Origin of the sequence: Noviherbaspirillum sp. L7-7A, from assembly GCF_019052805.1 — a bacterium.
Classification (GTDB): domain Bacteria; phylum Pseudomonadota; class Gammaproteobacteria; order Burkholderiales; family Burkholderiaceae_D; genus Noviherbaspirillum_A.
Window position 1 is genome coordinate 87,319 of record NZ_JAHQRJ010000003.1, and the last position, 18,652, is coordinate 105,970.

Consider the following 18,652-nt stretch of genomic DNA (forward strand, 5'->3'; position numbering starts at 1 on the left):
CTCAGGCAGGCTGCTCTGAAACGCCTGCGGCCGGCTGCGCGGCGAAGCGGGCATAAACGGCATCGGCATAGCCTGCAAGGTCGATGTCGTTCTGCGTCAGGCCGTTGGCGTCATGGGTGGTGTAGGTAATGCTCACCCGGTTGTAGACATTGGACCACTCCGGGTGATGGTTGCGCTTTTCTGCCATGATGGCCAGTTGCGTCATGAAGGCAAAGGCCTGAGGGAAATCCTGAAAGTGAAAGGTGCGGTTGATGGCGTCGCGCTGGCTGTCATGTGCCCAGTCAGGCAGTGTGGCCAGCAGGGTCGCGGCGCGGGTCGAATCGAGTTTGTCCATGGTGCCTCCTTGTCGGGCAAAACGGCGGCGCCCGTATTAGCGTCGCGCGCTTGCATTGCGATCATTCATGATGATCCTTTTTCGGGCCCGGCGTTGCAGGCCGGGCAGCAAGCAAAATCATATGCCAGGCATGCGGGAAAATTATTCCTGCTTTCTCCGAAAACCGGGCCGCAAAGTACCACCTATTCCTCCAGCCAGCATAAACAGGAAGATTTTTCCAACCTTCGCTGACATGCCGAAAAGAGCATCCCAACAGGATGCGGGCGGATGGCATGCCGGTATCGTCCCATGTCAGCCCAGCATGCGCTGTGCAACGGCGGCAGGCGAAAAAAAACGCGCCCGCAGGCGCGTTCAGGCTGGAAAGCCCGGCTTACTGCACTTCCAGCACGCCGCGCCGGATCTGGTCGCGTTCCAAGGATTCGAACAGGGCCTTGAAGTTGCCTTCGCCGAATCCCTCGTCGCCCTTGCGCTGGATAAACTCGAAGAACACCGGGCCAAGCACCGGCTGCGAAAAGATCTGCAGAAGGAGGCGTTTCTCGCCGCCCGTGGTGCTGCCGTCGAGCAGGATGCCGCGGGTCTGCAGTTCCGGCACCGATTCACCATGGCCCGGCAGACGGCTCTCCAGCATCTCGTAATAAGTCGACGGCGGCGCAGTATTCAACGGCACGCCGGCCATTTTCAGCTCGTCCAGCGTCGACACCAGGTCGTCGGTGATCAGCGCGATATGCTGTATGCCTTCGCCATTGAACTGCATTAGGAATTCCTCGATCTGTCCGCCGCCCTGCTTCGATTCCTCGTTCAGCGGAATGCGGATCTTGCCGTCAGGCGCCGTCATGGCCTTGGAAGTCAGGCCGGTATATTCGCCGGAGATATCGAAGTAGCGGATCTCGCGGAAGTTGAACAGCTTCTCGTAGAAGCCGGCCCAGTACGACATGCGGCCGCGGTAGACGTTATGGGTCAGGTGATCGATCAGCTTCAGGCCATGGCCGCGCGGATGTCGATCTACGCCTTCCAGGAATTCGAAGTCGATGTCATAGATCGACTTGCCTTCCTCGAAACGGTCGATCAAGTAAAGCGGCGCGCCGCCGATGCCCTTGACCGCGGGCAGCCGCAATTCCATCGGTCCAGTCGGGATGTCGACCGGCTGGGCGCCGAGCGCCAGCGCTGCCTTGTAAGCCTTGTGCGCATCCTTCACGCGGAAGGCCATGCCGCATGCCGATGGGCCGTGTTCCGCGGCGAAATAGGAAGCAATGCTGTTGGGCTCGTTGTTGATGATGAAATTGATCTGGCCCTGCCGGTACAGCACCACATCCTTGGAGCGATGCTTGGCGACCTTGGTGAAACCCATCATCTCGAACACCGGCTCCAGCACATTCGGCGTAGGCGAGGCGAACTCGACGAATTCGAAGCCCATGAGGCCCATGGGATTGTCAAAGAGATCGGACATGGCGGTTTCCTGGAAAAGAAGTTGTACTGTTAGGCATGAACTGACTGTCCATGCCCGGCTGCGACGATGCAATCCTTAAAGTGTAGTGGGTATCTCGCGCATTATTTGCGCGATTTTGCTGCTATATTTCGATTTTCATGCACAAATTTCGCGTCAAACTTCATATCTGGGAGAAATCTTGACGACAATTACCGTAGACCGCTTCGACGTCGAGCTGCTGGCCAGCCTGCAGCGCGATGGCAAGGCAACCAATAGCGCGCTGGGCGAAAGGGTTCATCTGTCGACATCGCAGGTCAGCCGCCGCGTCCAGCGCCTTGAGGAGTCTGGCGTGATCAGCCAGTTTGCGGCGATCCTCAACCCGGAAATCCTTGGCCTGGGCGTGATCGCCTTCACCTCGGTTACGCTGGAGCGGCATGGGGAAGCGCGCAGCGAGGCGTTCGAAAGCGCCGTGGCAGACATGCCCGAGGTCCTGGAGTGCCTTTCCGTTACCGGCGAGGCAGACTATGTGTTGCGGGTGCTGGCACCCGACCTGGCCTCCTTTTCCAGCTTCATGATGAAACGCCTGCTGCGCCTGCCAGGCGTGGCGAACGTGAAATCCAATATCGCACTCAAAAAGATCAAGCAGACGCATGTGCTGCCGCTGGACCATATCAAGCAGCCGGAACAGGCCAGCCCGAAGCTGGTTTATTTAAGCCAGGCATAGTCAGGCCAGCCTTAACTTTCTGTTATGCAAGCAGAGGGAATCCGCGGTTATTCTGGGAAAACTACGCTTTTTCCGCAGAAACCTCTCGAAAAAACTGATGTTGTCTGGTGCTATAGTCGGCCCCATTGGCTCCCGGCTATGCAGAAAAACGCCTCGGCGCAACGGTGTGCCCGGCACCGCACTATTCCTCCACCAACTCTTAACAGTCAGGTAAACAACATGGACTTCACCAATCCCGCATTCTGGATGGCGGTACTGCAGATCGTCGCCATCGATATCGTTCTCGGCGGCGACAACGCCGTGGTCATCGGACTGGCATGCCGCCGTCTTCCCGAACGCCAGCGCAAGCTGGGCATCATCTGGGGCATGGCCGGGGCTATCGGCCTGCGCGTGGTCCTGATTCTGTTTGCAGTCACCCTGCTTGCCGTGCCTTATCTAAAGCTGGTTGGTGCGGCACTGCTGCTGTGGATCGGCATCAAGCTGCTGCTGCCCGAGCAGGAGGAAGGCCATAACATCGAAGCCGGCACCACGCTTGCCGCAGCCATCAAGACCATCATCGTGGCCGACGCGGTGATGAGCCTGGACAACGTGATCGCCATTGCGGGCGCCGCCGGCGACAGCAAATTCCTGATCATCTTCGGTCTGCTGCTGAGCATCCCGATCATCATGCTGGGCAGCCAGCTGGTGATCAAGCTGATGGACCGCTTCCCGATCGTCATCGTGCTGGGCGGCGCCCTGCTGGGGTGGATTGCCGGCGGCATGGTTGTTACCGACGTCGCCACCAAGGACTGGGTTGCCGCCAATATGCCGACCGCCACTTGGATAGGACCGGTAGTGGGTGCGATACTGGTGGTCGTTGTCGGCAAGATGCTGGCGGCGCGGGCCCAGGCTCGTGCCCCGGCAATGGAAGACCTGGCTGCTTCGCATGACAAGCCTTCCGCAAGTTCTGGCAACAAGTAAGACAATGCAGATGTAAAAACAGGACAGGCGTGCGACAGCACGCCTTTCCTTGCTTATGACGACTCATTACTGCGGAGAAGATCAATGCTGAAAATACTGTTGGCCATCGACGGATCGGAAAATGCCCTGCGCGCCGTTTCCTACCTGATCAAGCGCGCCTCCGCCACCAAGGACCAGTACCAGGTGTCACTGGTCAATGTGCAATATCCGCTGCATGGCACCGTCGCTACCTTCATCAACGGCGCCCAGGTCAAGCAGTACCACCATGATGAAGGCGTGAAAACCCTGGCGCCCGCGCAGGCCTTGCTGGATGGCGCTGGCATTGCCCATAGCGAGCATCTGTTTGTGGGCGAGCCGGCAGGAGTCATTTCGCGTTTTGCCCGCGAGCAGGGATGCGATGAAATCATGATTGGCAATCGCGGCCTCGGCAATATCGGCAGCCTGCTGGTTGGCTCGGTGGCGAGCAAGATCATTCACCTGTCGGAAGTGCCAGTTGTCCTGGTGAAGTAAAATCCCGGCGCAGCGGCCGGTTTCCCGGTCGCATCACCGGAGATTCCCATGCAAGCCAGCCCGCCCGAACGCGCCCGTCTTATCGTAGGCATCAGCGGCGCTTCCGGCGTTATCTATGGCGTGCGCATGCTGCAGATGCTGCGTGCCTTGGGCGTAGAAACCCATCTGGTCATGAGCAAGTCCGCCCAGCTCACCCTCACCCACGAAACAGACATGAGCGTTGCCGAGGTCAAGGCCCTGGCCGATGTCACCTATTCCAATGCCGACATCGGCGCATCAATCGCGAGCGGTTCATTCCGCGTGAGCGGCATGGTCATCGCGCCATGCTCGATCAAGACCTTGTCGGAAATTGCCAGCGGCATCACCGGCAGCCTGCTGTCCCGTGCAGCAGATGTGACCCTCAAGGAACGGCGGCGCCTGGTGCTGATGCTGAGGGAAACGCCGCTGCATCTCGGCCACCTGCGCAGCATGGTGGCAGTCACCGAAGCCGGCGCCATCGTCAGCCCGCCGGTGCCGGCCTTCTATGCAAAGCCGGCTTCCATTGACGAGATGGTCGACCATAGCGTGGGACGGGTGCTCGATCTGTTCGGCATCGCGTCGGGCGCGGTCCGGCGCTGGAATCCGGGCAACGACACTCTTGCCTGACCTCGTTCAGGAATAACGCCCAAGAAAAAACCCGCCTCCGGTAAGGAGGCGGGTTTTTTATTTTCCCGCGGAGGCTTGCCTGCCTCAGACGGTGGCAGGCGCGCTTGGTGCGATCGGCCCCGAACTGGACTGCCTCTTTTCGGGTATGCCGTATTTCGGCGGACGCGGCTCCCCGCCGGACATGATGTCCTTCACCTGGTCGGAATCGAGGGTTTCCCATTCCAGCAGCGCCTTGGTCATCACCTCCACCTTGTCGCGGTTGGCTTCCAGCAGGCTGCGGGCCAGGGCGTACTGGCGGTCCAGTATGCTGCGGATTTCCTCGTCAACCTTCTGCTGAGTTTCCTCGGAGATGCTGGGCGCAGACATACCGCCCATGCCCTGGTCGTCATCCACATACACCATGGTGCCCAGCGCCTCGGACATGCCATAGCGCGTCACCATCGCGCGCGCCAGCTTGGTGGCACGCTCGAAGTCGTTGGATGCGCCGGTCGACATCTGGTGCATGAACAGCTCTTCCGCGATCCGTCCGCCGAACAGGATGGAGATGTCTTCCAGCATCTTGTCCTTGTACATGTTGACGCGGTCATGCTCTGGCAACTGCCAGGTCAGGCCCAGCGCGAAGCCACGCGGCATGATAGTGACCTTGTGGACCGGGTCCGCCTTTGGCAGCAGCGCGGCGATCACGGCATGGCCGGACTCGTGATAGGCCGTATTGCGGCGCTCTTCCTCGCGCATCACGGCCGACTTGCGTTCCGGACCCATGATGATCTTGTCCTTGGCATCCTCGAAGTCCTGCATGTCGACGATCTGCTTGTTGCGACGTGCTGCGAACAAGGCGGCTTCATTGACCAGGTTGGCCAGTTCAGCGCCGGAAAAGCCCGGCGTGCCACGGGCCAGCACATGCGCCTGCACATCCTTGGAAATCGGCACCTTGCGCATATGCACGTTCAGCACCTGCTCGCGGCCGCGTATGTCAGGCAGGCCAACCATCACCTGACGGTCGAAACGGCCCGGACGCAGCAGCGCCTTGTCCAGCACGTCCGCGCGGTTGGTCGCCGCGATCACGATGACGCCCGAGTTGGGCTCGAAGCCGTCCATCTCGACCAGCATCTGGTTCAGCGTCTGCTCGCGCTCGTCATTGCCGCCACCCATGCCATTGCCGCGCTGGCGGCCGACTGCATCGATCTCGTCGATGAAGATGATGCAGGGCGCATGCTGCTTGGCATTCTGGAACATGTCACGCACACGGGACGCGCCGACACCGACAAACATCTCGACGAAGTCAGAACCGGAGATCGTGAAAAACGGCACCCGTGCCTCGCCTGCGATTGCCCTTGCCAACAAGGTCTTGCCGGTGCCCGGCGGGCCGACCATCAGCACGCCGTGGGGCACGTGACCGCCGAGCTGCTGGAACCGGCTGGGGTCGCGCAGGAAGTCAACGATCTCGCCGACCTCTTCCTTGGCCTCGTCGCAGCCGGCAACGTCGGCAAAGGTCACCTGGTTGGATTTCTCGTCCAGCATGCGGGCCTTGGACTTGCCAACCGACAGCATGCCGCCCATGCCGCCCTTGCCCTGCGACTTCTTCATGAAGAAGATCCAGACGCCGATCAGCAGCAGCATCGGGAACCAGGAAATGAAAATCTGGGCCAGGAAGGAAGGCGGTTCCGGATTCTTGACGTCGAACTTCACGTCATTGTTCATCAGGTCGCCGATCAGGCCACGGTCCAGTTCGGTCGTGGTTGACCTTAGCACCGTACCGCTGTTGGTGACCGCAGTAAGCTTGCGGCCCTCGATGGTGGCTTGCTTGATGTTGCCTGACTTGATCTGAGCCAGCATTTCCGAATAAGGCGTCGCCTTGCCGGAGCCAACCTTTTCATCGCTATCGATCTGGCCGAACGCGATGACCAGCATGAACATGATCGCTGCCCATATCGCCCCTTGAGAGTAATTTCTATTCACTCGGATTCCTTGTCGTAAATAATTTACCGGCTTTCCCGAGGCACGCTGTCGTTAAGGACGGCACAGACCCAGGCACTTGCCAATACATGCAACATAAGGGATTGACGCCCCTTTTCAAACCGATGTTTTCAGCGTGATTACTTCGAAAAAAACGCTAACAACACTATGTCTTGCGTCAGGGGTCCGGTTGGCAAGCAACACCGGACTTTCTTGCAGACGTCAATACACCACAATTACACCAGAATTTGCGTCGTTTGATTTGATCTGTGGCCGCCCTGCGCAATTTAAAGAGCGATTGCGGGGATTTTTCTGCGTTTTAAGTGTCAATTAGCGTAAAAAGCATTGGCCTTTTTATAAAGGACCCGCCATTTCCGAAAAACGCCGCTTGAACAATGGGTAAGGTGGTCGGGAATGCCTGGCGGCTGTGGCGGCTAATAGGCACTGCTTACGCAGCAGTTTGCCAGGCATGATGGCAGAACGCCTCTGCGCATTGGAGCAATCGGCCTGGCAGCGCCAGCAGTCTTACCAATGCCTTGGCGATACCTGGAACGCATCCCTCTCAAGCCGTCCCATCAGTTCCGCAGCGACATCGGGCGGCGTGGCCCTGCTTTCTTTCCTGATATGGTACACATCGCGGGGCAGCGCCCCCCCGAATGCGGGATTGGGCGTGACCAGCCACCGTTCCAGCCAAGTCTTCGCATCCAGCCTGTCGGCACAGCCAGCCGCATCGATCCTGGCCCGCACCTCGACCAGCAAATGGTGAAACAGGACGTCATCCTCAAGTACAACCGAAGCTCTGTTCACATCAGTCTCCTTAGAATCGCAACGAACCAGGCCAACACGTCGAACGCAATGGCCAGTGCAAGCGGATTGAGGCAGCCTGTGCGGGTTCGTTTGTCTCCTGCCAATCGGGTGTGGTAACCGTTGGCCTTATTAAATTAAAGGTGATGCAAGCGCAATGCCCCGTCAAGCGAGGGCACCGCGGTCGGCTGTTCGGCTGCGTGGCAGTGACAACCGTTTATGAAATAGCCAGCGCCTGATAAGCAGGTCGCCGGCAGCAGCTCAGTGCAGGGTGGGCATTCTGTCGTCGGTACGAGGCAATACGCCTTGCTCGTTCAGCATCAGCAAGGGCGTGCCGTCAAGGTCGCAACCATCGCTCAGAAAAGCCATCAGTATTTCGTCGTCACTCAATTGCGCGTCGTAGATATCGTCATCAACTTCATCGATCGCGCGGTGGTCGGCAAAGGGAAAAACAGCAACGGTCTCATTTGTGTTCATGCCAGATCCGGGTAAAAACGCTTTTAAACAGAATAGCGATTTCCAGGGATTCCGACCAGCGTGCGTGCGTCAAACCTTGCATTGAAGCGCGGCCACTGTTGTATATCGGGTGAAGGTTTCCAGAATTCATTTACTACAGGAAATTATTAATTAACTTGCAGTTAATAATCTCCAGTCACCAAATGGATTGTGCCCATAGGTCCTATGCCTTGGCCCGTACTTCCATGATCTCGTACTCGATTGCTTCCCGATAGATATTCTTGTCACGCGTGGCAAGATGCAGAAGCAGTTCCGGCGCGCGCTTACGTATGATTCTTGGAATCAGCACGCCAATTAGAACCAGTGCCAGGCCGGCCCACAGATAACCCGAGATGCCGAGCGCCACGCCTATGCCCAGCACCGGGAGCAACAGAAGCTTGATCCAGAGCCGGTGTTGGACATACTTGGGCGCAAGCGCCGGGTTGATGATGACGCGAAAGCGTCCATGAAGAAGTCCGGCCCGGAATTCCTCATGCGAGACATTGACCGTCTCGAACGGGGCTTCATTGTTGTCGCTCATGCAGCGTGTCTCCTGTTGTCCGCAAATGCTACCTGCTTTGCAAGACGAGGTCGAGACTGCACAGGGCCAGGACGGTAGCAAACGAAGCAAACGACGCCCCGTCTGCCGTGAACGGTCAGGACTGCGACTGAGCGATCTGATGGTTGGACATCATTTCGATGGCCTGGCACAGGGCCGAATGATCGAGCCCACTCATGCCATGCGCTGCGCATGAATTCATCAGTTCCTGCGCAGTGGCGGTATTGGGCAATGAGACGCCCAGCGCCTTGGCACCCTGCAATGCCAGGTTCAGGTCCTTCTGATGCAACTCGATGCGAAAGCCCGGATTAAAGGTGCGCTTGACCATGCGCTCCCCGTGCACCTCCAGGATGCGCGAGGAAGCAAAGCCGCCCATCAGGGCCTCGCGTACCTTGGCCGGGTCGGCACCGGCCTTGGAGGCGAACAGCAACGCTTCCGCGACCGCCTGGATATTCAGCGCCACGATGATCTGGTTGGCGACCTTGGTGGTCTGGCCGTCGCCGTTGCCACCCACCAGCGTGATGTTCTTGCCCATCAGCTCAAACAGCGGCTTGACGATGCCGAATGCCTCCTTCGAGCCGCCGACCATGATGGTCAGCGAAGCCGCCTTGGCGCCAACCTCGCCGCCCGACACTGGCGCATCCAGGTATTCGCAGCTCAGCGCATTGATGCGCTGGGCAAAGGTCTTGGTAGCAATGGGCGAGATCGAGCTCATGTCCACTACGATCTTGCCCGGCGTGAGGCCTTTTGCCACTCCGTCTTCTTCAAACAGCACCGCTTCCACATGCGGCGTGTCAGGCACCATGACAATGATGACGTCGGCGCGCTTGGCCACCTCGGCAGCCGACGTGCACACCGTTGCGCCGCCTTCGATCAATGCCGCCGGCGGGTTCTTTCTGTCATGCAGATAGAGTTTGTGCCCGCCAGCCTGCAGGTTGGCTGCCATTGGCGCACCCATGATGCCCAGTCCGATAAATCCGATTTTTGTCATGCTCAGTCTCCGTGATCGTGTTCAGTAGGCCTCTGCCTCATCCATGTGGCGAAGGTTACAGGCCATGTTCGGCACGCCAGGCCAGGCCTTCCAGGGTGCCCGCCCTGGGCTTGTATTCGCACCCGACCCAGCCGTCATAGCCCATGGCATCCAGCCGTGACAGCACAACCCGGTAATTGATCTCGCCGGTGCCCGGTTCGAAGCGCCCCGGGTTATCCGCCAGCTGCACATGGCGTATCTGCGGGAGGTTGGCCTGCAGGGTGTTGATCAGCTCGCCCTCCATCCGCTGCATGTGATAGATGTCGTACTGGATGAACACGTTATCCGAGCCGGTGTCACGGATCAGCTTCGCCGCCTGCGCAGTGCGTGACAGGAAGAAGCCCGGGATGTCAAAGGTATTGATTGGCTCGATCAACAGACGTATCCCCGCGTCCTTGAGCTTGCCGGCGGCATAGCCGAGATTGGACACCGCGGTCTCATGCGCCTGTTCCCGATGCACGCCTGGCGGCGTGATGCCGAGCAGGCAATTCACCTGCTTCACCCCGAGTCCGCGGGCATACAGGATGGCTTCGTCCACCCCTTCGCGGAATTCGCTGACCCGGTCGGGATGGCAGGCGATGCCGCGCTCGCCCGCATCCCAGTCGCCAGACGGCAGGTTGTGCAGCACCAGCTCAAGCTGATAAAGCGCAAGCTTGTCGGCCAGCTGGTCGATGTGGAACGAGTATGGCGACAGAAATTCAACACCGCGAAACCCCGCGCGGGCGGCTGCTTCGAAGCGGTCCATGAAGGGATATTCATTGAACAGCATAGTCAGGTTGGCTGCGAGTCTTGTCATTATTGGTCTCCTGTTCTTCATGCATCTTCGAATGGCACGGCAGACGTCGGCGCATGGCGGCGCTCTGTTGCGATCTCTTCGAATTCATTGACGTTGTTCAGTTCGGTGCCCATGGCGATATTGGTCACGCGCTCCAGGATGATTTCGACCACCACCGGGACCCTGAACTCCTCCATCCATTTCTGGGCCTGTGCGAACGCGGCCGGAATATCGTCGGGCTGCGTGACCCGCAACGCCTTGCAGCCCAGGCCCTCGACCACTGCGACATGGTCGACGCCGTAGCCGTTGAGCTCCGGCGCGTTAATGTTTTCGAAGGAAAGCTGCACGCAGAAATCCATGTCGAAATTGCGCTGCGCCTGCCGGATCAGGCCAAGATAGGAATTGTTGACCACCACATGCAGGTAAGGCAGGTGAAACTGGGCGCCGACCGCGAGCTCCTCGATCATGAACTGGAAGTCGTAGTCGCCGGAAATCGCAACCACCTTGCGTTGCGGGTCGGCAGCGCATACACCCAGCGCGGCCGGGATGGTCCAGCCCAGCGGGCCCGCCTGTCCGCAATTGATCCAGTGCCGCGGCTTGTAGACGTGCAGGAACTGCGCCGCCGCGATCTGCGACAGGCCAATGGTGCTGACATAGCAGGTGTCGCGGCCGAATGCCTTGTTCATCTCTTCATAGACCCGTTGCGGCTTGATCGGCGCCTGGTCGAAATGGGTGCGGCGCTGCATAGTGCGCTTGCGATGCAGGCATTGCTCGACCCAGGCGCTGCGGTCGCGCAGCTTGCCCTGCGCCTTCCACTCCCTTGCCACCTCGATGAACAGCTTTAATGCGGCGCCGGCATCGGAGACGATGCCGTAGTCCGGACCGAACACACGGCCAATCTGGGTGGGCTCGATATCGACGTGGACGAACTTGCGGTCCTTGGTGAAGACCTCAACCGAACCGGTGTGGCGGTTGGCCCAGCGGTTGCCTATGCCAAGCACAAAGTCCGATGCCAGCATGGTAGCATTGCCATAGCGATGGCTGGTCTGCAGTCCGGCCATGCCCGCCATTAAGCGGTGGTCGTCGGGGATCACACCCCAGGCCATCAGGGTGGGAATGACCGGCACGCCGGTCAGCTCGGCAAATTCCACCAGCAGTTCGGATGCATTGGCATTGATGATGCCGCCGCCAGCAGTGATCAGCGGCCGCTCGGCCTCATTGAACATTGCGAGCGCTTTCTCGATTTGCGCGCGGCTGGCTTTTGGCTTATAGACTTCCAGCGGCTCATAGGTGTCGGGATCGAATTCAATCTCGCCCATCTGCACATCGAATGGCAGGTCGATCAGCACCGGGCCCGGGCGGCCTGATCGCATCAAATGAAAGGCTTGCTGGAATACGCGCGGCACCAGTGCCGGCTCGCGCACCGTCACTGCCCACTTGGTTACTGGCTTGGCGATCGATTCGATATCGACAGCCTGGAAGTCTTCCTTGTGCAGACGGGCACGCGGTGCCTGGCCGGTAATGCAGAGTATGGGTATCGAATCAGCCTGTGCGGAATACAGGCCGGTAATCATGTCCGTGCCGGCAGGGCCCGAGGTGCCGACGCACACGCCGATGTTGCCGGGCACGGCACGGGTATAGCCTTCAGCCATGTGCGACGCGCCTTCGACGTGGCGCGCAAGATGATGCGCGATGCTGCCCTGCTTCTTCATTGCTGCATAGAAGGGATTGATTGCCGCACCCGGTACGCCAAACACCTGGGTAACACCTTCCTTTTCAAGCACGTACGCCGCTGCCTGTGCTGCCGTCATCTTTGCCATGATTAAGTCTCCAATGTTTTAGCTTGCATGCAAAATTAAAATTCCTTGAGAAGCATGGTAGCCACAAAGGCCCGCCGCGATAAGACGACGAAACGTCGCTTTACTCGATACTCACGGTATGGAACAATCGTTGGCCATGGACAAGCTAAAACAGATCGAGACGTTCATTGAAGTCGCCGAGAAAGGCAGCCTGGCCCGCGCCGGCCTTGCGCAGAAGATCAGTCCGGCCATGCTGGGCAGGCGCATTGATGCCCTAGAGAAAAGGCTGGGCGTGAAGCTGATGCATCGCACCACCAGGCATCTGACGCTAACCGAGGAAGGCAATGCCTATCTCGAACAATGCACACGCCTGCTGGCTGATCTCGACAAGGCAGAGCAGATGATCGCCGAGGGCCGGCACAAGGCAACCGGCCATCTTGTGGTGTCGGCGCCAGCAGCCTTCGGGCGCAAGCACGTGGCCTCGCATGCGCCCGAGTTCGTGCGCACCAATCCCGAGGTCAGGCTGTCATTCAATCTCACCGACCAAGTCGTGGACCTGGTGCGTGAAGGCTATGACCTAGGCATCCGTATCGGGGGCACCATCGATCCCAGCTTCGTCGCCATCAAGCTGGCCAGCAACCGCCGCGTGGTATGCGGCACGCCTGACTACTTCGCGCGCCACGGCACACCGACCACGCTGGAAGACCTTGCCAAGCATAACTGTCTCGCGTTCAATCTGCAGGGCGGCCAGAACCGCGGCTGGTATTTCCAGAAAGGCGGCAAGCCGGTAACGGTCAAGGTGGATGGCAATCTCGACTGCAATGATGGCGAGCTGTTGCACAGCTGGGCCAGCGAAGGCCTGGGCGTGGGTTGGCGCTCTACCTGGGAAATACAGTCCCAGCTTGCCAGCGGCCAGCTGATCACGGTATTGGACGAATTCGCGCTGCCTGACTACGACATCATGGCGGTGTATCCGCAGCAACGGCATCTGCCGATACGTGTCAGGCTGTTCATCAACATGCTCAAGGAAAATTATGCGCAGCCGGACTACTGGCTGCGCGCATGAATAGGTATACCGTCGAGTCCAACGCAACGAGATCAAACATCGTAGGGTGCAATACCCGAAGGGCATTGCACCGCTTTCGCAGTGCCCGAACAGATCCATAGGGCAGAGCCCTTGCGCAGGAATGCGGTGCAATGCCCCTGCGGGGTAGTGCACCCTACAACCGTCGTGCATGCATGAAAAAACGCCGGTCCGTTTTGCGGGCCGGCGTTGTTCCATATGGCTAAGGCTGCTACTCCACCGCCTTGACCATGTCCTCGATCACCTTCTTCGCATCGCCAAACACCATCATGGTCTTGTCCATGTAGAACAGCTCGTTGTCCAGGCCCGCATAGCCCGCCGCCATCGAGCGCTTGTTCACGATCACCGTCTTGGCCTTGTACGCCTCCAGGATCGGCATGCCCGCGATCGGCGACTTCGGGTCCTTCGCCGCCGGGTTCACCACGTCGTTGGCGCCCAGCACCAGCACCACGTCGGCCTGGCCGAATTCGCTGTTGATGTCTTCCATCTCGAACACCTGGTCGTACGGCACCTCGGCCTCGGCCAGCAGCACGTTCATGTGCCCCGGCATGCGCCCCGCCACCGGGTGGATCGCGTACTTCACCGTCACGCCCTTGTGGGTGAGCTTCTCGGTCAGCTCCTTCAGCGCATGCTGCGCCCGCGCCACCGCCAGGCCATAGCCCGGCACGATGATCACCGTCTCGGCATTGCCCATCAGGAAGGCCGCATCATCGGCCGAGCCCGACTTCACGTTGCGCTGCTGCTGCGCGCCGCCGCCGGCGGTCGCGGCCTCGCCGCCGAAGCCGCCCAGGATCACGTTGAAGAACGACCGGTTCATCGCGCGGCACATGATGTAGGACAGGATCGCGCCGGAGGAGCCCACCAGCGAGCCGGCAATGATGAGCATCGAGTTGTTCAGCGAGAAGCCAATGCCCGCCGCCGCCCAGCCCGAATAGCTGTTCAACATCGACACCACCACCGGCATGTCCGCGCCGCCGATCGGGATGATGATCAGCACGCCCAGCACGAAGGCGATCGCCGTCATCAGGATGAACGGCGTCCAGTCCTGCGTCATCGTGAACACGATGCCCAGGCCCAGCATCAGCACCGCCAGCACCAGGTTGACCATGTGCTGCCCCGGAAAGCTCACCGGCGCGCCCTGGAACAGCCGGAACTTGTACTTGCCGGCCAGCTTGCCGAACGCAATCACCGAGCCCGAGAAGGTGATGGCGCCGACGAAGGTGCCGATGAACAGCTCGATGCGGTTGCCGATCGGGATCGGCGCATTGCGCGCCGAGATGCCGAAGGCCCAGGGCTCGGAGACTGCCGCCACCGCAATGGCCACCGCCGCCAGGCCGATCAGCGAGTGCATCGCCGCCACCAGCTCGGGCATCTTGGTCATTTCCACCCGCCTGGCCAGGGTGGCGCCGATCACGCCGCCGGCGATCACGCCCACCAGCACGCCCCACATGCCCAGCCCGCTGCCGGCCGCGGCTTCCTGCTGCAGCTTGATCATCAGCATGATGGTCGTGAGCGTGGCAATGGCCATGCCGGTCATGCCGAAGGTGTTGCCGCGGCGCGCCGTGGACGGATGCGACAGGCCCTTCAGCGCCTGGATGAAGCACACCGAGGCGACCAGGTACAGCATCGTCACCAGGTTCATCGATACAAAGGCCATGTTCATCATTTCGCGCCCTCCTTGGCCAGCGCCGGCGCCGTGTCGGCAGTCTTGACCGCCTTGGGCTCCTTCTTCCTGAACATCTCCAGCATGCGCTGCGTCACCAGGAAGCCGCCGAACACATTGACCGCGGCCAGCGCCACGGCCAAGACGCCCATGACCTGGCCAAGCCGGCCTTCGGTCAGGCCGGCGGCCAGCATGGCGCCGACGATGATGATGGCCGAGATCGCATTGGTGACGGCCATGAGCGGCGTATGCAGCGCCGGCGTGACCGTCCAGACCACGTGGTAGCCGACGTAGATGGCCAGCACGAAGATGATGAGGTTGATGATGGTGTGACTGACTTCCATGATGTCTCCTGCCTTATTGTTTGCGAAGGATGTCGCCGCCATGGCACAGCAGCGTGGCCGCGACGATCTCGTCTTCCCGGTCGATGGCCAGGCCGGCGTCCTTGTCGACGATGAGCTTCAAAAAGTCCAGCACGTTGCGCGCATACAGCGCCGAGGCGTCGGCCGCCACCAGCGTGGCCAGGTTGGGCTCGCCGATGATGTGCACGCCGTGCTTCGTGACCGTTTTGCCCAGTTCCGACAGCGGGCAGTTGCCGCCCTGCTCCACCGCCATGTCGACGATGACCGAGCCGGGCTTCATGGACCGTACCGTGTCCTCGCCGATCAGCACCGGCGCGCGGCGGCCGGGGATGAGCGCGGTGGTGATGACGATGTCGGCCTGCCTGGCGCGCTCGTGCACCAGCTCGGCCTGGCGGCGCATCCAGTCGGCCGGCATCGGGCGGGCATAGCCGCCCGAACCCTGGGCGATCTCGCGTTCTTCATCGGTGAGGAAAGGCACGTCGATGAACTTCGCGCCGAGCGACTCGACCTGTTCCTTGACCGGCGGGCGCACGTCGGAAGCCTCGATGACCGCGCCCAGGCGCTTGGCCGTGGCGATGGCCTGCAGGCCGGCCACGCCCACGCCCATGATCAGCACGCGGGCGGCCTTGACGGTGCCGGCGGCGGTCATGAGCATGGGCATGAAGCGCTGGTAGGTGTTGGCGGCGAGCATGACGGCCTTGTAGCCGGCGATGTTGGCCTGGGAAGACAGCACGTCCATGGACTGGGCGCGGGTGATGCGGGGCGCGGCTTCGAGCGCGAAGGCCGACAGGCCGCGCTGGGCCATGACGGCGATGTTCTCGGCGTCGAAGGGGTTGAGCATGCCGATGACGACGGTGCCGGGGCGCAGCAGGCCGAGTTCCTCGGGATTGGGGGCGCGCACCTTGAGCACCATGTCGGCGCCGAAGGCATCGGCTGCGCTGCCGACCTGCGCGCCGGCGGCGGCATAGGCCTCGTCGTTGATGCTGGAGGTGATGCCGGCGCCGGCCTGGACCACCAGCTCATGTTTGGCCGCCACCAGCTTCTTGACGGTCTCGGGGGTGGCGGCGACGCGCGTCTCCCCCTCCCTCGTTTCAATGGGAATGCCTATACGCATACAATCTTCCTGTCATTAAAGTAAAACCTTTACGCGGTCGCGGCACAAATGTGGCGGTCCGTGCAGACGAATCCTTTCTACAACGCCTGCTGGAACGATGCATGACGCCTGACCAAGTGAACGCGGCGATCTTTGGCTGGACGCGCTGGCAAAAACGGTCCGCGCGACACGGCAAGCCAGCGCTGTCACGCTGGATACATCCTTCGCGCGGGTTTAATTCTCGTCAGCCAGGATCGTGGCGCCGCTCAGATAGGCATGCTCCGATTCCGGATCCCGCAAATGCAGCACATGAACAAGCAACGCCGCATGAAGGGGCAGCATGCACGGCGCTGGAATATGCAACCTGTATTGCACCTTGCCTTCCCGGTCGAGCTGCTCGATCTCTGCTTGTTCCCTTGCCCTTAGCCGGTACACCGTGCCACTCGCGGCACCGCGCAATTCGATGCAGGCGGACTGGCGAAGACTGCGTCGCTGGTCGTCACTGAGCATGGCAAGCAGGATGCATAATGCCTGCCGTTTGCCGCGCCGCTTCGGGCCCTGCTGCGCCGGACCAGTTCTTGCGGCAGGCCTCATACCCGTGATGTAGGCCATCGCCGACCGCAGCAATCCGCGCGCATCCATTGTAGATGCCCGCCACGCCGCCAGGCCACAATCTTCCCAGCCCTCACTCTGCCCCGGCGTCAATATCACCTCGCCCAGGGCTGGGCTGAACGCATCGATGCGGCGCGCGCTGTGTCCGCCACACAAGGCGAATGCGTGATAGCTTTTGCCGTACAGCTGCGCAAAAAGCCTGGCTGCGGTCTGACTGTCTTCATGGCTGCCGCGCTGCCAGGCAAGCTGCGCGGATACGCCATCCTCGCCCAGCACCGAGATGCGCCCTGCCAGCCGGTTTCTTTTTCTCGGTACGGTTTTTTCCTTGCGCTGCGAGCTGGCAAGCATGGCGGTCATTTTCGGATCAGGAGCCGATGCCGCTTGCTTAATGGGTGCGCAAGAACTGGCACGCCGCCGAATGGTCCTTCTTGTTCTTGGCGACAGGCGCCACCTTGCCGGCTGCCGCCGCCTCGCCAACGGTGCGGGCATAGCGCAGGAATTCCCGCGCGCGCGACTCGCTGGAAAAGTGGTACACGCTGCGCTCGGTCTCGACAATGCGTCCGTTTGAAAAAGCATTCATGATCCACCTCGACAATCGTTGATTGATGGTTTCAGTATCGACGCCGATGTTTTGATTACAAATGACTACGGTCAATTTTCGCTCAACTGCAGCAAAGGGAAAAGCAGGTCGAGCCTGGCACGCAGGGCATAAAAAAGACCAGTTTCCGCAAGGGATACTGGTCTGCCCACTGCGGCTGCATGTGCCGCCGATGTCAGCTGGGATCAGCTTGCCGCTCGGGTCCTCATGCCGCCTTCTGCAGGCGCACTTGGCCGGCCTCGTCCGCCACGGTGCGATCCAGCAGCTTTACCAGCGCATAAGCCGTGTCGATATGCGGCGTTGGCGTATCGGTCAGCCTTCCCAGTTCGACCACCGAGCCGACCAGTGCATCCACCTCGGACTCGCGTCCGGCCTCCACATCCTGCAGCATCGACGTCTTGTGCTTGCCCACCTTCTCCGCGCCGGCAATTCGCTTGTCCAGCGTGACCCTGAACTCGATGCCGAGCTTGTTGGCGATCGTTTGCGCTTCCGTCATCATATTGGCGGCAAGCGCGCGGGTCAGCGGGAACTGGCAGATATCAACCAGCGTCGAATGGGTCAGCGCGCTGATGGGATTAAAGGTGAGATTGCCCCACAGCTTGAGCCAGATCTCGGAACGGATATTGTCCAGCACCGGTGCCTTGAAACCGGCGTTGGTGAAGCAGTCCGCTATCCTGGTTACGCGCTCGCTGACGGAACCGTCCAGTTCACCCAGCGGGAAACGGTCTCCCTCGATGTGCCGCACAACGCCCGGCGCGATCAGCTCGGAAGCCGGATAGACCACGCAGCCTATCACCTGGTCCACCGGGATCTTACCGGCCAGGGTGCCGGTAGGATCGACTGTCTGCACCTGGCGGCCTTCCAGCTCGCCGCCATGCTTGTGGAAATACCAATACGGGATGCCGTTCTGCATCGTCACGATGGCAGTGTCCGGCCCGACCAGCTTGCCGACCTCATCCGCCACTGCATCGAGCTGATGCGCCTTCAGCGCAAGGATCACGAGATCCTGCACTCCGGCCTCGCTGTAGCTGTCCGTTGCCTTGACATTGGACGCGACATGCTCGGTGCCATCCTGCATGATGAGCTTCATGCCATTGCTGCGTATGGCCCGCAGATTGGCGCCCCTGACGATGAACGTCAGGTCTTCCCCTGCCAGGGCGAGTTTCACGCCGACATAGCCGCCAATGGCGCCTGCCCCTATGATTGCTATCTTCATTGCTGTT

At 60.5% G+C, this 18,652-nt stretch carries 21 protein-coding genes; 6 read left to right on the forward strand and 15 right to left on the reverse strand.

Annotation, left to right across the window (positions count from 1 at the left end; translation table 11 throughout):
• Nucleotide 1: 1 nt before the first annotated feature.
• Nucleotides 2-334, reverse strand: coding sequence for a 4a-hydroxytetrahydrobiopterin dehydratase (locus KTQ42_RS21930; protein ID WP_217347745.1), 333 nt, complete (start codon nucleotides 332-334; stop codon nucleotides 2-4).
• A 9-nt stretch (nucleotides 335-343) separates the two neighbouring features.
• Here KTQ42_RS21930 and KTQ42_RS21935 point away from each other — a divergent pair, with 9 nt between their 5' ends.
• Complete coding sequence (locus KTQ42_RS21935; protein ID WP_217347746.1) at nucleotides 344-565, forward strand: hypothetical protein; 222 nt, start codon at nucleotides 344-346, stop codon at nucleotides 563-565.
• A 139-nt stretch (nucleotides 566-704) separates the two neighbouring features.
• On the opposite strand, the gene hppD is transcribed toward KTQ42_RS21935, so the two are convergent.
• A complete protein-coding gene (gene hppD, locus KTQ42_RS21940; protein ID WP_217347747.1) occupies nucleotides 705-1,781 on the reverse strand; it encodes a 4-hydroxyphenylpyruvate dioxygenase in 1,077 nt (358 codons plus the stop codon).
• A gap of 178 nt (nucleotides 1,782-1,959) precedes the next feature.
• On the opposite strand from hppD, the gene KTQ42_RS21945 reads away from it, so the two are divergent.
• The 4 genes from KTQ42_RS21945 to KTQ42_RS21960 all read left to right on the forward strand — a co-directional run bounded on the left by KTQ42_RS21945 (nucleotide 1,960) and on the right by KTQ42_RS21960 (nucleotide 4,599).
• Nucleotides 1,960-2,484 (forward strand): Lrp/AsnC family transcriptional regulator, encoded by a 525-nt coding sequence (locus tag KTQ42_RS21945; RefSeq protein WP_217347748.1) that lies wholly within the window; start codon nucleotides 1,960-1,962, stop codon nucleotides 2,482-2,484.
• Nucleotides 2,485-2,703: 219 nt separating this feature from the next.
• On the forward strand, nucleotides 2,704-3,444 hold the full coding sequence (locus KTQ42_RS21950; protein WP_217347749.1) for a TerC family protein: 741 nt from the start codon (nucleotides 2,704-2,706) through the stop codon (nucleotides 3,442-3,444).
• Nucleotides 3,445-3,528: 84 nt separating this feature from the next.
• The gene (locus tag KTQ42_RS21955) at nucleotides 3,529-3,954 is read left to right on the forward strand and encodes a universal stress protein (protein WP_217347750.1); all 426 of its coding nucleotides are present in this window, start codon (nucleotides 3,529-3,531) and stop codon (nucleotides 3,952-3,954) included.
• 48 nt (nucleotides 3,955-4,002) lie between these two features.
• A complete protein-coding gene (locus tag KTQ42_RS21960) occupies nucleotides 4,003-4,599 on the forward strand; it encodes a UbiX family flavin prenyltransferase (RefSeq protein WP_217347751.1) in 597 nt (198 codons plus the stop codon).
• 84 nt (nucleotides 4,600-4,683) lie between these two features.
• On the opposite strand, the gene ftsH is transcribed toward KTQ42_RS21960, so the two are convergent.
• The 7 genes from ftsH to gcl all read right to left on the reverse strand — a co-directional run bounded on the left by ftsH (nucleotide 4,684) and on the right by gcl (nucleotide 12,038).
• Nucleotides 4,684-6,558 carry an ATP-dependent zinc metalloprotease FtsH gene (gene ftsH, locus KTQ42_RS21965; protein WP_217347752.1) on the reverse strand — a complete coding sequence of 625 codons (1,875 nt, stop codon included), beginning with the start codon at nucleotides 6,556-6,558 and terminating at the stop codon, nucleotides 4,684-4,686.
• Between the two features lie 522 nt (nucleotides 6,559-7,080).
• Nucleotides 7,081-7,362 (reverse strand): DUF2384 domain-containing protein, encoded by a 282-nt coding sequence (locus KTQ42_RS21970; protein WP_217347753.1) that lies wholly within the window; start codon nucleotides 7,360-7,362, stop codon nucleotides 7,081-7,083.
• 258 nt (nucleotides 7,363-7,620) lie between these two features.
• Nucleotides 7,621-7,836 carry a hypothetical protein gene (locus tag KTQ42_RS21975; protein WP_217347754.1) on the reverse strand — a complete coding sequence of 72 codons (216 nt, stop codon included), beginning with the start codon at nucleotides 7,834-7,836 and terminating at the stop codon, nucleotides 7,621-7,623.
• Between the two features lie 202 nt (nucleotides 7,837-8,038).
• Nucleotides 8,039-8,395 carry a hypothetical protein gene (locus KTQ42_RS21980; protein ID WP_217347755.1) on the reverse strand — a complete coding sequence of 119 codons (357 nt, stop codon included), beginning with the start codon at nucleotides 8,393-8,395 and terminating at the stop codon, nucleotides 8,039-8,041.
• A 115-nt stretch (nucleotides 8,396-8,510) separates the two neighbouring features.
• Entirely contained in the window at nucleotides 8,511-9,410 is a 900-nt protein-coding gene (gene glxR / locus KTQ42_RS21985) for a 2-hydroxy-3-oxopropionate reductase (protein WP_349292194.1), read from the reverse strand.
• Nucleotides 9,411-9,459: 49 nt separating this feature from the next.
• On the reverse strand, nucleotides 9,460-10,239 hold the full coding sequence (hyi, locus tag KTQ42_RS21990) for a hydroxypyruvate isomerase (RefSeq protein WP_217347757.1): 780 nt from the start codon (nucleotides 10,237-10,239) through the stop codon (nucleotides 9,460-9,462).
• A gap of 17 nt (nucleotides 10,240-10,256) precedes the next feature.
• Complete coding sequence (gene gcl / locus KTQ42_RS21995) at nucleotides 10,257-12,038, reverse strand: glyoxylate carboligase (RefSeq protein WP_217347758.1); 1,782 nt, start codon at nucleotides 12,036-12,038, stop codon at nucleotides 10,257-10,259.
• A 136-nt stretch (nucleotides 12,039-12,174) separates the two neighbouring features.
• On the opposite strand from gcl, the gene KTQ42_RS22000 reads away from it, so the two are divergent.
• Entirely contained in the window at nucleotides 12,175-13,083 is a 909-nt protein-coding gene (locus tag KTQ42_RS22000) for a LysR family transcriptional regulator (RefSeq protein WP_217347759.1), read from the forward strand.
• A gap of 229 nt (nucleotides 13,084-13,312) precedes the next feature.
• On the opposite strand, the gene KTQ42_RS22005 is transcribed toward KTQ42_RS22000, so the two are convergent.
• The 6 genes from KTQ42_RS22005 to KTQ42_RS22030 form a co-directional block, all read right to left on the reverse strand.
• Complete coding sequence (locus KTQ42_RS22005) at nucleotides 13,313-14,767, reverse strand: NAD(P)(+) transhydrogenase (Re/Si-specific) subunit beta (protein ID WP_217345910.1); 1,455 nt, start codon at nucleotides 14,765-14,767, stop codon at nucleotides 13,313-13,315.
• On the reverse strand, nucleotides 14,764-15,108 hold the full coding sequence (locus KTQ42_RS22010; protein WP_217347760.1) for an NAD(P) transhydrogenase subunit alpha: 345 nt from the start codon (nucleotides 15,106-15,108) through the stop codon (nucleotides 14,764-14,766). Before KTQ42_RS22010 ends, KTQ42_RS22005 begins: the two co-directional genes overlap by 4 nt.
• Before the next feature lie 13 nt (nucleotides 15,109-15,121).
• Nucleotides 15,122-16,240: a Re/Si-specific NAD(P)(+) transhydrogenase subunit alpha gene (locus KTQ42_RS22015; protein ID WP_217347761.1), complete on the reverse strand. Its 1,119-nt coding sequence runs from the start codon at nucleotides 16,238-16,240 to the stop codon at nucleotides 15,122-15,124.
• 213 nt (nucleotides 16,241-16,453) lie between these two features.
• Complete coding sequence (locus KTQ42_RS22020) at nucleotides 16,454-17,188, reverse strand: hypothetical protein (protein ID WP_217347762.1); 735 nt, start codon at nucleotides 17,186-17,188, stop codon at nucleotides 16,454-16,456.
• A gap of 28 nt (nucleotides 17,189-17,216) precedes the next feature.
• Nucleotides 17,217-17,411, reverse strand: coding sequence for a hypothetical protein (locus KTQ42_RS22025; protein ID WP_217347763.1), 195 nt, complete (start codon nucleotides 17,409-17,411; stop codon nucleotides 17,217-17,219).
• A 223-nt stretch (nucleotides 17,412-17,634) separates the two neighbouring features.
• On the reverse strand, nucleotides 17,635-18,645 hold the full coding sequence (locus KTQ42_RS22030; protein ID WP_217347764.1) for a 2-dehydropantoate 2-reductase: 1,011 nt from the start codon (nucleotides 18,643-18,645) through the stop codon (nucleotides 17,635-17,637).
• Nucleotides 18,646-18,652 lie beyond the last annotated feature (7 nt).